Below are 16191 nucleotides of genomic sequence, written 5' to 3'. Positions count from 1 at the left end.
GGGCGGTGGTTTGTGGTTTTTGTTTTCTGGATAGTGGACGCGAGCATCTTTGAGTGCTGCTGGCAATGCTCATGCGACTGTCACCATGGTCGTGTGGGTGGTAGCACTCTGTCTTTGTAGTTTTGTTGTTTTTGTTGAGTGTTTGTGAGACAAGCTATGAAGGGCACATGGTGGATGCCTTGGCATCAAGAGCCGATGAAGGACGTGCGAGCCTGCGATAAGCCCTGGGGAGTTGGCAACGGAGCGTTGATCCGGGGGTGTCCGAATGGGGGAACCCAGCACGAGTCATGTCGTGTTACCGCATCCTGAATCTATAGGGATGTTGGAGGGAACGTCGGGAAGTGAAACATCTCAGTACCGACAGGAAGAGAAAACAATAGTGATTCCGAGAGTAGTGGCGAGCGAAATCGGATGAGGCCAAACCAATTGCGTGTGATAGCCGGCAGGCGTTGCGTGGTTGGGGTTGTGGGAGCATTCAGCATTTTCTGCCGAGAGTGCGCACAGTAAGAAACCAATGTTGAGCGTGATGTAGGTTGGAAAGCCTCACCGTAGAGGGTGATAGTCCCGTAACGGTAAGACATTGGCTGTGGAGTGATTTCCCAAGTAGCACGCTACTCCTGGAATGGCGTGTGAATCTGGCAGGACCACCTGCTAAGCCTAAATACTTCTTGATGACCGATAGCGGACAAGTACCGTGAGGGAAAGGTGAAAAGTACCCCTGGCGGGGAGTGAAATAGTACCTGAAACCGTGTGCCTACAATCCGTTAGAGCCTCCTTGTGGGGTGATAGCGTGCCTTTTGAAGAATGAGCCTGCGAGTTAGCGGTGTGTGGCGAGGTTAACCCGTGTGGGGTAGCCGTAGCGAAAGCGAATCTGAACAGGGTGTTTAGTCGCACGCTCTAGACCCGAAGCGAAGTGATCTATCCATGGGCAGGTTGAAGCGCCGGTAAGACGGCGTGGAGGACCGAACCCACTTCAGTTGAAAATGGAGGGGATGACCTGTGGATAGGGGTGAAAGGCCAATCAAACTTCGTGATAGCTGGTTCTCCCCGAAATGCATTTAGGTGCAGCGTTGTGTGTTTCTTGCCGGAGGTAGAGCACTGGATAGCCGATGGGCCCTACAAGGTTACTGACGTTAGCCAAACTCCGAATGCCGGTAAGTGAGAGCGCAGCAGTGAGACTGCGGGGGATAAGCTCCGTAGTCGAGAGGGAAACAGCCCAGACCATCAGCTAAGGCCCCTAAGCGGCGGCTAAGTGGAAAAGGATGTGGAGTCGCAGTGACAACCAGGAGGTTGGCTTGGAAGCAGCCACCCTTGAAAGAGTGCGTAATAGCTCACTGGTCAAGTGATTCCGCGCCGACAATGTAGCGGGGCTCAAGCCGCCCGCCGAAGCTATGGGATTCCGTTATGCGGGATCGGTAGGGGAGCGTCGTGTATCCAGTGAAGCCTCGGAGTGATCCAGGGGTGGAGGGTTCACGAGTGAGAATGCAGGCATGAGTAGCGAATGAGGAGTGAGAAACTCCTCCGCCGAATGATCAAGGGTTCCAGGGTCAAGCTAATCTGCCCTGGGTAAGTCGGGACCTAAGGCGAGGCCGACAGGCGTAGTCGATGGACAACCAGTTGATATTCTGGTACCGGCAAAATAGCGCCCATGACGAATCCAGTGATGCTAAGTGCCCGAAACACCGCGACCAAGACTTCGGTCAAGGCGTGTGTGCGTAGCGCACGATCCGATCTGGTAGTAGTCAAGCGATGGGGTGACGCAGGAAGGTAGTCGATCCGGCGCGATGGTAGTCGCCGGCTAAGGACGTAGGACTGTGTGTAGGCAAATCCGCACACTGCATGTCTGAGATCTGATGGGGACCCGTATGGGGAAGTCGATGATCCTATGCTGCCAAGAAAAACCTCTAGCGAGCTATGCGCCGCCCGTACCCCAAACCGACTCAGGTGATCAGGTAGAGAATACCAAGGCGATCGAGCGAACTATGGTTAAGGAACTCGGCAAAATGCCCCCGTAACTTCGGGAGAAGGGGGGCCCGGATCGTGTACCCACTTGCTGGGGAAGCGTGAAGGGCCGCAGAGACCAGGGGAAAGCGACTGTTTACTAAAAACACAGGTCCGTGCGAAGTTGTAAGACGATGTATACGGACTGACTCCTGCCCGGTGCTGGAAGGTTAAGAGGACCGGTTAGACAGCAATGTCGAAGCTGAGAATTTAAGCCCCAGTAAACGGCGGTGGTAACTATAACCATCCTAAGGTAGCGAAATTCCTTGTCGGGTAAGTTCCGACCTGCACGAATGGAGTAACGACTTTCCCACTGTCTCAACCGTAGACTCGGCGAAATTGCACTACGAGTAAAGATGCTCGTTACGCGCAGAAGGACGGAAAGACCCCGGGACCTTTACTATAGTTTGGTATTGGTGTTTGGTTCGATTTGTGTAGGATAGGTGGGAGACTGTGAAGCGGCCACGCCAGTGGTTGTGGAGTCAACGTTGAAATACCACTCTGATCGTATTAGATATCTAACCTAGGACCGTGATCCGGTTCAGGGACAGTGCCTGATGGGTAGTTTAACTGGGGCGGTTGCCTCCTAAAATGTAACGGAGGCGCTCAAAGGTTCTCTCAGCCTGGTTGGCAATCAGGTGGCGAGTGTAAGTGCACAAGAGAGCTTGACTGTGAGAGTGACAACTCGAGCAGGGACGAAAGTCGGAACTAGTGATCCGGCGCCGGCAAGTGGAAGCGGCGTCGCTCAACGGATAAAAGGTACCCCGGGGATAACAGGCTGATCTTCCCCAAGAGTCCATATCGACGGGATGGTTTGGCACCTCGATGTCGGCTCGTCGCATCCTGGGGCTGGAGTAGGTCCCAAGGGTTGGGCTGTTCGCCCATTAAAGCGGCACGCGAGCTGGGTTTAGAACGTCGTGAGACAGTTCGGTCCCTATCCTCTGCGCGCGTAGGAAACTTGAGAAAACCTGCCCCTAGTACGAGAGGACCGGGGTGGACGAACCTCTGGTGTGCCAGTTGTACCGCCAGGTGCACTGCTGGTTAGCTACGTTCGGAAGTGATAACCGCTGAACGCATCTAAGCGGGAAACACGTTTCAAGATAAGGTTTCCCACCATTTATTGGTTAAGGCCTCCCACAGACTATGGGGTTGATAGGCCGGAGGTGTACAGCAGCAATGCCCAGCCGACCGGTACTAATAGGCCGAGGGCTTACCTCACAAACACTCAACAAAAACAACAAAGTTGAGAACCTACAAGACTAAGTCTGAAAAGACTCCTTTGCTCGCGTCCACGAACAGTTTGCACCACCAACACACGTTGGTGACGACGCAACTCCAGGAAACAACCTAGAGTTACGGCGGCCATAGCGAACGGGAAACACCCGGCCACATCCCGAACCCGGAAGTTAAGCCGTTCAGCGCCGATGGTACTGCAACCACGAGGTTGTGGGAGAGTAGGACGCCGCCGGACAATTCTTTCCAACGGCCCGTCTCGAGAAATCGAGGCGGGCCGTTGATGCATTTATGGACCTTTCAGTCTTTCAAACTTCGTAGCAGGACTCCGGGGCTCGGTTTGGGCTGGAACGACGTTGCCTTCTCGGGCAACAGGTCGCCCCGGCGTACGACAGCCCAGATGTCGCTGATGCTCAACTGCGGCAGGATGATGGCGACGTCGCGATCTGCGCGTACGTCGCGCAACGTGGCGTCGACCGAACTCCGGAAGTAGATCTGCTGGGGGCCTCGCGGCAGGGTCGGAATGATCACCCGATGCAGGGTTTCGACTGCCGAAATGGTCGTCGGCACATCGAAGGCCGACCACGATGTGCCGTCTGTGGCGAGGATTCGTTCCGGGGCGAGCTCGGCCAGGGCGTGTTCCCCATCGAGCGCCCGTTGCGTCAGCTTGAGGGCTCGTGCGGCTTGTCGCAGGTCCTCGAGCGTCGTTCCCCGGAGGACGCGGTGGATCGGTCCGGGGTACAGCGGCGTCGACTCCTGGTCGATCAGCATCGCGAGGCCGCCGTCGTGTGCCGTGCCGGGACGGCTTGCCTGCGTGCGTACGTAGGCCGCATAGCGGTGGTGACCGTCGGCGATGACTGCCGAGGTCGATGCCCAGCGGTCCTGCATGACGTGGATGAGGGCCGCGTCGCGAAGAGCCCACACCCGGTGTCGCTGGCCGCCACGGTCGGTGAACGTACGCAGCGGTGCCGTCTGCATCAGTGCCTCGGCCACGTCCCGTACGTCATCGGGGTAGCGCTGCAGGAGCAGGATCGGCGCCGGCTGCAGCTTCATCTCGGTCATCCGAGCCGCGAGTTCGTCCGACTGGCGGGGATGGATGCCTTCGTGTGGGTAGATCGCGGCGTCCTCGGGCCCGGCTGCGCGGTGCGAGATGTCGAGCGCGCCGACGAAGCCACGGATGGTGACGCCGCCGTCTGTGTATTCGTGGAGGTAGAGGGCTGGTTGGTCATCGCGCCAGAGATCGCCCCGCTCACGCCAGCGGCGCATTCGTTGCGTCACTGCCCGGTACGGGCGCGCCATCAGCCGGAAGGATGCAGGATTGCCGACCTCTCGAGGCGACAGCATGAGACCGCGAAACGCGTCGAGTCGGAGGGGTCCAGCAACGTACGGCGGGGATACCGCAGGGCTGCCATCCACCTCGTCATCGTAGGGTGCAGTCGGCGAACTCAGGCTAAAGAGGAGGCTCTGTGACGGGGCGTGTTCTGGCAGACGCGTACGACGTGGTGCTGTTGGATCTTGACGGGGTCGTCTATGTCGGCGGGCAGGCGGTCCCGTACGCCGTCGACACTCTGCGGCTGGCGCGTGCGGCTGGGGTCCGGTTGGGCTTCATCACGAACAATGCGTCGCGCACGCCCGAGCAGATTGCGAAGCACCTGACGGAGTTGGGCGTGCCGGCCGACCCGGACGAGGTCGTCACCTCCGCGCAGGCGGTGGCGACCATGATCTCCGAGCGCTACCCGGCAGGGACCCATGTCGCCGTTCTCGGGGCGGACGGGCTGCGAGAGGCCCTGCGGGCGCGCGAACTCGTCCCCGTTGCGGTCGGTCACGACGCCGCGGCGATCGTCAGCGGCTATGGCCCGGACGTGCCGTGGAGCGACATCATGCGTGCGGCGACCCGAATCCGCGACGGGCTCCCGTGGTTCGCGGCGAATACTGACAGCACCATCCCGGCCGCCTTCGGCGAGGCACCGGGCCATGGTGCCCAGGTGGAGCTGCTCAGTCGGTTCTCCGGAGTCGTACCTCCGGTGGCCGGGAAGCCTGCTGTCCCGCTGTTTGAGGAGGCACGTCGGCGGATCACGGGGGAGACGGTACTGATGGTCGGCGACCGGCTCGACACCGATGTGCTGGGTGCACACCGGGCTGGCATCGATTCCTTGTTGGTCCTCACCGGGGTGACCACCCGCGAGGACCTCGCGCATTCACGTCCGGGCGAGCTGCCGACGTACGTCGCGGACGACCTCCGCGGACTGTTGCAACCGGCTTCCAGCCTCGCCGCCGGGTAAAGTCCGATCTGTGAATGACGACGTTGTCGACCCAGAATCGGCCCCGGACAGCGCAGCGGTGGCGGCCGCGTTGAGCAAACTGGATGGCCTGGACGCGGCGCCACTCGAGCAGCACGCCGCGATCTTCGAGGACGTACGCACGGATCTCCGGTCTGCGCTGGACGCTGACTGATCCGTGCCGCCACGCCGCCTCCGGCTTGATGCCGAACTCGTACGTCGCCAGCTTGCTCGTTCACGTGAGCATGCCAGCGAACTGATCGCCTCCGGACGCGTCAAGGTCAGCGGCGTGGTGGCAACCAAGCCCGCGACAGGTGTGACGACTGACGTCGCGATCGTCGTAGTCGAGGGTGCCGACGGCCCGGACTACGTCTCCAGGGGCGCTCACAAACTCGTCGGCGCGCTTGACGCCTTCACGCCGTTGGGGCTTGCGGTCGCAGGCCGCCGTTGCCTGGACGCTGGTGCGTCGACCGGTGGCTTCACGGATGTGCTGCTGCGTCGGGGAGCACGCGAGGTCGTGGCCGTGGACGTGGGCTACGGGCAGTTGGCGTGGCGGATCCAGCTGGACGAGCGCGTGATCGTGCACGACCGGACCAACATCCGGGAACTGTCTCTCGACCTCATCGGTGCTCCTGTCGACCTGATCGTCGGCGACCTCTCGTTCATCTCGCTGACGTTGGTGCTCGATGCCTTGATGGCCGTCGCCGCCCCGGACGCAGACATGGCCCTGATGGTGAAGCCGCAGTTCGAGGTCGGGAAGGACCGCGTCGGCAAGGGCGGTGTGGTTCGTGATCCTGCCCTGCGCGCGGAGACGGTGCTCGGTGTCGCGTATGCGGCTGGCGCGCGTGGGTGGGGCGTACGCGCGGTGACGACGAGCCCGCTTCCGGGGCCTTCCGGGAACGTCGAATTCTTCCTGTGGCTCAGGCGTGGCGACTCGCTGATCGGTGACGACGCCATTACGGACGCGGTCATCGCTCAGGTGGGTCTGGCTGATCCTGTCGGTGGTGAGTGAGAGGCTGTCACCGTGACGCGTCGAGTACTGATCCTCACGCACACCGGACGCGACAAGGCGCGTGCGGTGGCGGAGCACTGCGCCAAAGCGCTCTCTGCGGCAGGCCTCGCGGTCTGCGTGCCCGCGGAGGATGCTGCTGAGCTCGCTCTCCCCGAGGGCGTTGAGGTACGCGTCGGCGACCTGACGGTCGGGTGCGAGTTGGCCCTGGTCATCGGCGGCGATGGCACGATCCTGCGAGCCGCCGAGGTGGTGCACGGTTCCGAGACCTTGCTGTTGGGGATCAACCTCGGGCACGTCGGTTTCCTGGCCGAGGCCGAGCACGGAGACCTTGCGCGAGTCATCGATGCGATCGTCGACCGCACGTACACCGCGGAGGAGCGGCTCACGCTCGAGGTGCGTGTGACCGAGGGTGGCGTTGAGACGTTCCGGACGTTCGCCCTCAATGAGGCGAGCATCGAAAAGGGCATGAGCGGTCGCATGGTCGAGGTCGTCATCGAGATCGACGGCCGGCCTCTGTCGCGGTTCGGATGTGATGGTGTCGTCTTCTCCACCCCAACGGGTTCGACCGCCTACAACTTCAGCGCCGGCGGACCGATCGTATGGCCCCAGGTCGAGGCGCTTCTGATGGTGCCCGTGAGCGCACATGCGTTGTTCGCGCGACCGATGGTGGTCTCTCCGACATCGAATCTCGCTGTGGAAGTCCTCAACCGCCCGGGTTCTGACGACGTCGGCGCGGTGCTCTGGTGTGACGGTCGACGCTCGCATGCGCTGCCCCCGGGGGCGAGGATCGAGATCACCCGGGGAGGGGAGAGCGTACGACTGGCGCGCCTGGCCGAGGCGCCGTTCACCGATCGTCTGGTGGCGAAGTTCGAGCTCCCGGTCGACGGTTGGCGTGGCGCCGGGCGGGACGCGTGATGCTCGAAGAGCTTCGGATCTCCGGGCTCGGTGTGATCGACAGTGCATCCGTCGATCTCGGCCCAGGCCTGACGGTGATCACCGGTGAGACCGGTGCCGGCAAGACCATGATCGTCACCGCCCTGAACCTGCTCCTCGGCCAGCGCGCGGACAGCGGGGCTGTCCGGACCGGCGCCAGGCAGGCTCGCGTCGAAGGTGTCCTCAATGTCCGCGGAGCCGTCGGTCTCGCAGAGTCGGTCGACGAGCTCGGCGGCGAGGTCGAGGACGACCGGGTCCTCGTGTCGCGGTCGGTCGCGAGCGTGGGGCGCCCCAAGACGTTCGTGGGCGGCGCTGCGGTGCCCACCTCGACCCTGGCGGCCACGATCAGTCCCCACGTCGTCGTCCATGGCCAGTCGGATCAGGGGCGCCTGCTGCAGACCAAGCACCAGCGTGGGATTCTCGACCGCTACGCGGGACTCGGCGAGCTTCTGGGGATCTATCGAGACGCGTACAGCGAGCTGGCGTCTGTCGAGGAGCAGCTGGCCGTGCTCGTGTCCGCGGCGCGCGAGCGGGTTCAGGAAGCGGACCTCCTCAGGTACGGCCTCAATGAGGTCGAAGCCGCCGAGCCGAAACTCGGCGAGGACGACGAACTCCGCGCCGAGGAGCAACGCCTCGGATACGTCGACAACCTGCGGACAGCTGCCGAGAACGCCCACGAAGCCCTCTCCAACGACGGCGGCAGCGACGCGATGTCACTGATCGCAGCGGCTCGGCGTCAGATCGACGGCGTACGGGAGCATGACGCCGCGTTCGCGGCGCTCGGCGATCGACTGGCTGAGGTGCAGTACCTGCTGAGTGATGTAGCAGCGGACCTGGCTGCGTACGGCGCAGGTCTGGACGTCGACCCGCATCGTCTCGCCGCAGTTTCTGAGCGGCGTGCGGTTCTGGCCGGCCTCACCCGCAAGTACGGGGACACCATTGACGAGGTCCTGGCCTGGGCTGAGCAGGCTGCGGCGCGGGTCGGGGATCTGGACGACACCGACGGCACCATCGAGACCTTGCGTACGCGGCGCGCTGCGCTGCGGGCGACGATCGCATCCGTGGGGACGGAGATCAGTACGAGGCGCCAGGCCTCAGCCAGCACCTTGGCGGCATCGGTCACCGACGAGCTGACGCACCTCGCCATGCCCAATGCCCTCCTCGCCGTGGACGTACGCCAGCGATCGGTCGAGGCCCCGGCGAACGATCTGGGTGCCCACGCGCCGATCTGGACGGGGGAGGGTTGGTTGCAGTTCGGGTCGTCCGGCCTGGACGAGGTCGAGTTCCTGATCGCCGCCAACACTGGTTCTCCACCCCGGCCGCTGGCGAAGAGTGCGTCCGGTGGTGAGTTGTCACGCGTGATGTTGGCCCTGGAGGTCGTGGTGGCTGCGACGTCGCCGGTGCCGACGTTCGTGTTCGACGAGGTGGATGCCGGGATCGGCGGGTCGGCGGGCGTGGACGTCGGTCGCCGGCTGGCGATGCTGGCGCGATCGGCACAGGTCCTGGTGGTGACCCATCTGCCTCAGGTCGCGGCGTATGCGGACACTCACGTGGTGGTGAACAAGTCGAGCGAGGAGGGTGTGACGAGTTCTGACCTCCGCGTACTCACCGATGACGAGCGCGAGCAGGAGTTGTCCCGGATGCTCGCTGGCCTCGAGGGGTCGGAGACCGCGCTGGCCCACGCTCGAGAGCTCCGTGAGGTGGCCAGGGCGGCCGCGGGCCGCAACTGATCGGCGCGCCCAGTTCACCAAACGTCGGACCCATCCACTACTCTGGAGTTCCATGGGATCGGGGCCTCGCGCACACGGACATGACAACTCGACGAAGCACATTTTCGTCACCGGCGGCGTTGCGTCGTCCCTCGGAAAAGGTCTGACGGCATCCAGCCTCGGCCGCCTCCTTCGCTCCCGGGGCCTCACGGTCACGATGCAGAAGCTGGATCCGTACCTCAACGTCGATCCGGGCACGATGAACCCGTTCCAGCACGGCGAGGTGTTCGTCACTGATGACGGCGCGGAGACCGACCTCGACATCGGACACTACGAGCGCTTCCTCGACACGAACCTCGTCGGCAACGCCAACGTGACCACCGGTCAGGTCTACTCGAACGTCATCGCCAAGGAGCGCCGCGGCGACTACCTCGGCGAGACGGTCCAGGTGATCCCGCACATCACCAACGAGATTGTCGACCGGATCCTGGCGATGCACTCCGACGACATCGACGTCGTGATCACAGAGATCGGCGGCACAGTCGGCGACATCGAGTCGTTGCCGTTCCTGGAAGCCGCGCGTCAGGTACGTCAGCGGATCGGCCGCGACAACGTCTTCTTCGTCCACGTCTCGTTGGTGCCGTTCATCGGTCCGTCCAAGGAGCTCAAGACCAAGCCGACACAGCACTCGGTGATGGCACTGCGCCAGATCGGTATCCAGCCCGATGCCATCGTGTGCCGCGCCGATCGCGAACTGCCGGAGGGCATCAAGCGCAAGATCGCCCTGATGTGCGACGTCGACGAAGAGGCCGTCGTCACGGCCGCGGACGCTCCCTCGATCTACGACATTCCCAAGGTTCTTCACCGCGAGGGCCTCGACGCCTACGTCGTACGCCGTCTCGATCTGCCGTTCCGTGACGTGGACTGGACGATCTGGGACGACCTGCTCCGCCGGGTGCACCACCCGAAGGAGGAGGTGACGATCGGGCTGGTCGGCAAGTACATCGACCTGCCGGACGCGTACCTGTCGGTGGCGGAGGCGTTGCGGGCCGGCGGATTCGGCAACGAGGCCAAGGTCAACATTGAATGGATCGCCTCGGACCTGTGTGAGACCCCGGAAGGCGCCGCGAAGCACCTCGGTGATGTGGACGGTGTCGTCGTGCCCGGTGGCTTCGGCATCCGCGGACTTGAGGGCAAGCTCGGCGCGCTGAACTTCACCCGCAAGCAGGGCATCCCGACTCTGGGGATCTGCCTCGGCCTGCAGTGCATGGTGATCGAGTACGCCCGCAACGAACTGGGTCTGGACAAGGCAGCCTCGACCGAATTCGATCCGGAGACCCCGGAGCCGGTGATCGCGACGATCGCCGAGCAGAAGGCGTTCGTCGACGGTGCCGGTGACCTGGGCGGCACCATGCGTCTGGGTGCTCAGAAGGCCGCGCTCAAGAAGGGCACCCTTGCCCGCGAAGTGTACGGCGCAGACGTGATCGAGGAGCGGCACCGCCACCGCTACGAGGTCAACAACGAGTACGTCGACCGCCTCGAGAGTGCTGGTCTGGTCTTCTCGGGCAAGCACCCTGATCTCGGTCTGGTCGAGTTCGTCGAGCTGCCGAAGGACGTCCACCCGTACTACATCGCCACGCAAGCACACCCCGAGCTCAAGTCGCGTCCGACGCGTCCGCACCCGCTGTTCCAGGGCTTGATCGCCGCTGCGATCGCGCGGCAGAAGGAACAGCGTTTCCCGATGGACGAGTCGGGTCTGCACCGCGAGGTCGAACTCACCGACGCCGACCTCGTCATCTCCGACGAGGCTTGAGGTTGACGCCCTGATGCTGCGCGACGAACCGACCTCCTGGCCGGTCGTCGGGACTCGCGACATCCACCGCGACAACTGGGTGGTGGCGGTTCGGGAGGACCAGATCACGACTCCGGACGGCGGTGAGCCGTTCGGGCGACTGGTGGTCGAGCACCCGGGAGCCGTTGCGGTTCTTGCCGTCGACGTGGACGACCGCGTACTCGTCGTGCGTCAGTACCGGCACTCCGTGCAGGCCAACGTGGTGGAGATTCCAGCCGGGTTGCTGGACGCAGTGGGGGAGTCGCCGTTGGCGACGGCCAAGCGTGAACTGCAGGAGGAAGCCGGGTACGGCGCCGCAAGCTGGACACACCTGCTGACCACGCTGGTCTCGCCCGGGATGACGACCCAGGTCTTTCATTTCTTCCTCGCCCGTGAGCTCACCGAGATCGGCCACGGCGACTTCGTCCTCGAGCACGAGGAGGCGTACATGACCCGCGAGTGGGTGGCGTTCGAAGAGCTCCTGGACGCCGTCCTGGCCGGCGATGTGCGTAACGGTGCCACCGCGACAGCGGTCCTGACATACGCGGTCAGGCGCCAACGGGGTGACCTCTCGTGAAGATCGAGGTCGCGGTGCGTACGTATCTCGATCACCTCACCGTGGAGCGCGGGCTCGCAGACAACACGTTGTCGTCGTATCGCCGTGATCTGAAGCGGTATGCCGAGTACTTGGGTGGCCACGGGATCACCGATCTTGATGAGATCAGTGAGCAATCGGTGCAGTCCTTCCTGGCGCACCTGCGACAGGGTGACGACGTCCATCCACAGCTCGGGGCAAGTTCGGCTGCCCGTACGGTCGTCGCTGCGCGAGGGTTCCACAAGTTCACCGTCCGCGACGGGATGACCACGATCGACCCGGCGGCAGCCGTCCGACCACCGCGGGGTCCGAAGCGCCTGCCGAAGGCCCTGGCTCTGAGCGATGTCGAAGCCATCCTCGCCGCGACGGGTGACGGCGAGACCGTCCTGAGCCTGCGGGACAAGGCGTTGCTCGAGGTCCTGTACGGCACCGGTGCCCGCATCTCCGAGGCTGTCGGGCTCGACGTGGACGACGTCGATCTGGTCGACGGCACGGTCCTGCTTCGCGGTAAGGGCGGCAAGCAGCGCGTCGTACCAGTCGGCAGCTTTGCGCGCCAGGCGGTCGACAACTACCTCGTGCGCGGCCGCCCGAGTCTGGTCGCCGCGGCGTCGGGGCCCGCGTTGTTCCTCAACGCGCGCGGAGGCCGGCTCTCCCGGCAGTCCGCCTGGAACCTGCTGATCAAGACGGCGGCAGCCGCAGGCGTCACCGCTGAGGTCTCGCCGCACACCCTGCGGCACTCGTTCGCGACGCACATGCTGGAGGGCGGCGCCGACGTACGCGTCGTCCAGGAACTGCTCGGTCACGCCTCAGTCACGACCACCCAGATCTACACGATGGTGACGGTCGACAGCCTGCGTGAGGTCTTCGCGGCCGCTCACCCACGTGGACGCTGAAGCTCGGCCCAGGCCCGCCCACGCTCTGACACAATGTGCGCAGCACATCCGACTCTCGGCGAACAGCGCATCGGGGCCCCTCGTTGTGGGAAGCCCGAGCGACTAGGCGAACTCATGTGTGGGCCTCGCTCTCGTAGTCCTCGCTGAGTCCGTGAGGGGTCTTCTCCCAGCCGTGAGGGTCGCGCAGGACCTGGAAGGACGCCCGCCATGCAGCTGTGCTGTGGAGGAACCAGTAGACCGGACTGAAGATCGCGAAGATGCCAATGCGCCAGTTGTATCGGGAGGTGGCTGCGATCATGGCTGACACGATCATGAGGGCGTTGCCGAACAGGAAGGTCGTAACACTGGTGACGACCACCACCCTCGGCAGGTAGAGCCCCAGGAACTGGACCCCGACGTAGGTGGCTGCGGTGAAGCCAAGACACAGCGGGTACACGAGGAATGCCAGCGGCGTTGCCATGATGAGGCCGACCATCCCGATGACCCCCATCACTCCTGTGTTGCGCGCAAATCGAATCGGATGCCGCGTGTTCACGGCCGCCGTCACGATGTAGCCCTTGATCCACCGGGTGCGTTGCCGGATCCAGGCGGGGGTCTGGGAGCAGGCTTCTTCGCCGGTGCCGGAGTCGATGACCGCGACGCGGTATCCCTTGACCGATGCCCGCAGCCCGAGGTCGGCGTCCTCGGTCACGTTGAACGGATCCCAGGCTCCGAGTTCGAGTAGGCGATCCACATGGAAGTGGTTCGATGTTCCGCCGAGCGGCAGAGGGACACCTGTGGCGTCCATCCCCGGAAGCATGGCTTCGAACCAGTGCGCATACTCGATGGCGAACATCCGGGTCAGCACGTTGTAGTCCGCGTTGAAGTAGTAGAGCTTGCCCTGGACGCAGGCCAGCGGCTTCTGCTTGCTTCCGAGGTAGGTGCGCTCGAATTCGTCGCGATCGAAAGCCTCTACCGCGAGCCGGAGCTGGTTGGGGTCGGGCCGGTCCTCGGCGTCGTAGATGACTGCGTACGTGCCGCGCGCCAGCGCAAGGCCGTAGTTGCAAGCGCGCGGTTTCGTCTGAGGGGTGCCGGGTGGTACGACCACCAGCCGGACATAGTCAGGCGGATTCATTGCTCTGGCGGCCGCGATTGTCTCGTGGTCGTCCTCTTCCATGAGCAACATGACATCGAGCTTTGACCGTGGGTAGTCCAGCGCCCCGATGTTGGCCAGGAGCTTCGTGACGATGTTCGCCTCATGGTAGACGGGCATCAGGATTGTGAAGATGGGAAGGTCAGCGTCGTCGCGGTGAGGACTCCAGACCGGCGGCAGGCCGCGTCTGCTCCGCTCACGCAACTCGGCAAGGCGTCGGCGTTGCGTGCGGTACGCCTGCCACGGAGCCATCACGGCTGCGACCGTCTTGAACAGGATCGCCGCGCCGAAGACGAAGTTCGCCAGCGTCAGCACCACCACGAAGGTCAGACGAGGGCTGACGGCGGCAGCAATGGCGATCAGTGGGATGAGAGAGAGCGGCGTACGGGACTGCCAGCCCGTCAGGCCCGCACGTGCTGACGAAGCCGGCTGGGCCTCGGCCAGTTCATCCTGCGATTTGAACAAGAGCGTCCCTCGGTGGACACGCTCCACCGCGTTCCAGAGGTCCCAGTCGGTCGTCGTCCGAAAGGTCACACTGCCGGCTCCATACATGGACCGTGCGGCAGAGGCGATCCGCTCGGTGGGCGTGACGGTTGTCGCCACCACGAGCTGGGACCCGGTTCGGCGCCACGCAACCCATCCCTGATCCAGGGCTTGCCGGTGGGAGATCGCCGTACCGAGCTCCGTCTCGGGCGGCTCAGCAATGAGATCAACCAACGGGGCGTCCCAGAGATCCGCCAGCGCCGAATAGAGATCGAGGCGACTGCAGACCTGCCGGAGGATCAGCTGGCGACCGATCGCCCCGCCATACCGCTCCTGGTCCAACGCGGCCTGTGCCAACTGCTCCTGCGTCGCGAGTCCCCGGGCCAGAAGAACATCACCAATGCGGCGCTCATCCATGATCGGACCCCGTCCGGCGGTAGATGCCGAATCCATCCTGGGAGTAGACCAACTTGAACCGCATGGTGAATCCGGGGTCCTTCAGAAGCACGATCGCGACGTGGTCGTAGGCCGATTGGGTGCTCAGATTCTTCGGCAGTGCCGTGTGCATGAATACCCATCGGACATGCGTAGCCGGGTCGGCGATGGCTTCCTCGAAACCCGCACCAGAAGACCGGTTGTAGATCTGGTTCATCGGGATGCCCAGCACCGGGGCGATCGCGAGCTTGTCCGAGCTCTCATCCATCAGGATGTCGCCGCCGTCGTAGTGGGTTCGCAGCCAGGTTGCGGCTGCCTTGACGCCGACGAAAGCAACGTGGCCGCTCTCGCCTTCATTGATCACGCTCAGGCGATCGCGAGGATCGCCTAGCCAGTACGCGACCTGTCCGACCATCAAGGCGATGATCACCACCGATCCGGCGATGCGCGTACGGCGGAACCCGCGGCTTGATCCGACCAGGAAGGCCGTGAGCAGGGCGAACCATGGCACAGCTGAGAGCGCATAGCGATTGTTGTAGTCGGCACCGGGTGGGGCAGAGGCCGGGTTGACCATGATGTGCTGGCCGGTGGTCAGGCTGAACAACAGAAAGACGCTCGAGGTGCCGGCCAACCAGATCAGCAACGCGCGGTTGGAGAGCCCCCACCGCACGGTCATGACCAGCGCCCCCAACACGCCAAGAAGCATTGGTACGAGTCCGGAGGTCTGCACCAATGCTTCGACGTACACCTCAGTCGAAAGGCCCAGATTGCCCTTCGTGCTGAGCAGTCCCTGCTGGATGAAGGTTTGAGTGAACGCGGCCGCCGAGTAGGGGCCGGTCAGGAACTCGAGCGGATTGCCGTACCAGGCCATGTTGTACGCGAGCCACCAGCCGACCGACGCGGCTGGTACGACGGCGAACGCGAAACAGCAGACGAGGATCTGTCGCCACGTGTCGCGGCGCCGCCACGACACGATACCGACGTAGAGTGCGCCACTGAGCACGAGAGCCCAGCCCTCGTAACGCGACAGAACCGCGCCAGCTGCCGGGATACCGGCGAACACCGACAACTCCCCGCCTGACAAGCGACGTGGTGCAAAAGTCCAGCCGGCCAGACCCGCCAGGCAACACACGATGCAAGCGATCAACACAGGTTCGGTGAGAGCCTCGGTGCACGCGTAGAGCAGGCTGAGGTTGGTCAGCAGGATGCTCAGACCGACCAGACGACCGATGCCATCGAAGTCGAGCCTGGCCATGATGCGGTACAAACCCGCGGACGTCGCGCCGAGACAGAGCGAGCCGAGGATGCACGCCGCAATTCCCGTGTGCCACAGCCAGAGGTTCATCACCAGCGGTAGGAGCAGGAGGTGTGGCAGCGGCAGCCATACCGTCCCCAGCTGTTGCAAGCCGGGGGTCTTGCTGTCGACGATCCGGCGGGCGATCGTCAGATGCGCCATGGAGTCGCCGTAGTCCATGTTGATCCCGCGATGCACGGCCCACGCCGAGGCCACCGCCCCGAGGGCGACTCCGACGAGGAAGACCGGCACAGTCCCCGGGACACGTCGACCGGCGGGGGTCGCGTCCAACATCGTCCACAGCCTGATCCGCATCGTCGCGGCTCCGGATTCGTCCGATGACGACCGGTCTGTCGCTGGG

General features: G+C 63.7%; 11 protein-coding genes and 2 rRNA genes. 10 read left to right on the top strand and 3 right to left on the bottom strand.

Translation table 11 applies throughout. The features are described from left to right. Positions 1–147: 147 nt before the first annotated feature. A 23S ribosomal RNA gene (locus tag KCTC_RS01740) occupies positions 148–3219 on the top strand. 136 nt (positions 3220–3355) lie between these two features. Beyond that, positions 3356–3472 (top strand): 5S ribosomal RNA (gene rrf / locus KCTC_RS01735). A 62-nt stretch (positions 3473–3534) separates the two neighbouring features. Here rrf and KCTC_RS01730 read toward each other — a convergent pair. Continuing rightward, entirely contained in the window at positions 3535–4533 is a 999-nt protein-coding gene (locus KCTC_RS01730; RefSeq protein ID WP_164512431.1) for a DUF1015 family protein, read from the bottom strand. A 167-nt stretch (positions 4534–4700) separates the two neighbouring features. Between KCTC_RS01730 and KCTC_RS01725 the strand changes: the two genes are divergently transcribed. Genes KCTC_RS01725 through xerD form a run of 8 tightly spaced genes read left to right on the top strand, consistent with a single transcriptional unit; the run spans position 4701 to position 12486 of the window. Next, the gene (locus KCTC_RS01725) at positions 4701–5516 is read left to right on the top strand and encodes an HAD-IIA family hydrolase (RefSeq protein WP_125566188.1); all 816 of its coding nucleotides are present in this window, start codon (positions 4701–4703) and stop codon (positions 5514–5516) included. A 10-nt stretch (positions 5517–5526) separates the two neighbouring features. Then, entirely contained in the window at positions 5527–5688 is a 162-nt protein-coding gene (locus KCTC_RS14600; RefSeq protein WP_164512430.1) for a hypothetical protein, read from the top strand. Between the two features lie 3 nt (positions 5689–5691). After that, positions 5692–6525, top strand: coding sequence for a TlyA family RNA methyltransferase (locus tag KCTC_RS01720; RefSeq protein WP_125566186.1), 834 nt, complete (start codon positions 5692–5694; stop codon positions 6523–6525). Positions 6526–6537: 12 nt separating this feature from the next. Next, complete coding sequence (locus tag KCTC_RS01715) at positions 6538–7440, top strand: NAD kinase (protein WP_125566184.1); 903 nt, start codon at positions 6538–6540, stop codon at positions 7438–7440. Beyond that, positions 7440–9188, top strand: coding sequence for a DNA repair protein RecN (gene recN / locus KCTC_RS01710; protein WP_125566182.1), 1749 nt, complete (start codon positions 7440–7442; stop codon positions 9186–9188). Before KCTC_RS01715 ends, recN begins: the two co-directional genes overlap by 1 nt. Before the next feature lie 52 nt (positions 9189–9240). Then, positions 9241–10980, top strand: coding sequence for a CTP synthase (locus tag KCTC_RS01705; RefSeq protein ID WP_125566180.1), 1740 nt, complete (start codon positions 9241–9243; stop codon positions 10978–10980). Between the two features lie 13 nt (positions 10981–10993). Then, positions 10994–11575, top strand: coding sequence for an NUDIX domain-containing protein (locus tag KCTC_RS01700; RefSeq protein ID WP_125566178.1), 582 nt, complete (start codon positions 10994–10996; stop codon positions 11573–11575). Beyond that, entirely contained in the window at positions 11572–12486 is a 915-nt protein-coding gene (gene xerD / locus KCTC_RS01695; protein WP_231998789.1) for a site-specific tyrosine recombinase XerD, read from the top strand. Before KCTC_RS01700 ends, xerD begins: the two co-directional genes overlap by 4 nt. Before the next feature lie 112 nt (positions 12487–12598). Here the strand turns inward: xerD and KCTC_RS01690 are convergent, their stop codons facing one another. Both KCTC_RS01690 and KCTC_RS01685 read right to left on the bottom strand, forming a co-directional pair. Beyond that, positions 12599–14518 (bottom strand): glycosyltransferase, encoded by a 1920-nt coding sequence (locus KCTC_RS01690; RefSeq protein ID WP_125566176.1) that lies wholly within the window; start codon positions 14516–14518, stop codon positions 12599–12601. After that, positions 14511–16124 (bottom strand): hypothetical protein, encoded by a 1614-nt coding sequence (locus tag KCTC_RS01685; protein ID WP_125566173.1) that lies wholly within the window; start codon positions 16122–16124, stop codon positions 14511–14513. The genes KCTC_RS01690 and KCTC_RS01685 overlap by 8 nt, the downstream gene beginning before the upstream one ends. Positions 16125–16191: the final 67 nt, after the last annotated feature.

It is taken from the genome of Nocardioides baekrokdamisoli (genome assembly GCF_003945325.1).
Classification (GTDB): Bacteria; Actinomycetota; Actinomycetes; order Propionibacteriales; family Nocardioidaceae; genus Nocardioides; species Nocardioides baekrokdamisoli.
Note: the sequence above shows the minus strand (reverse complement) of the source record. Positions and strands in the feature narration are given on the sequence as shown.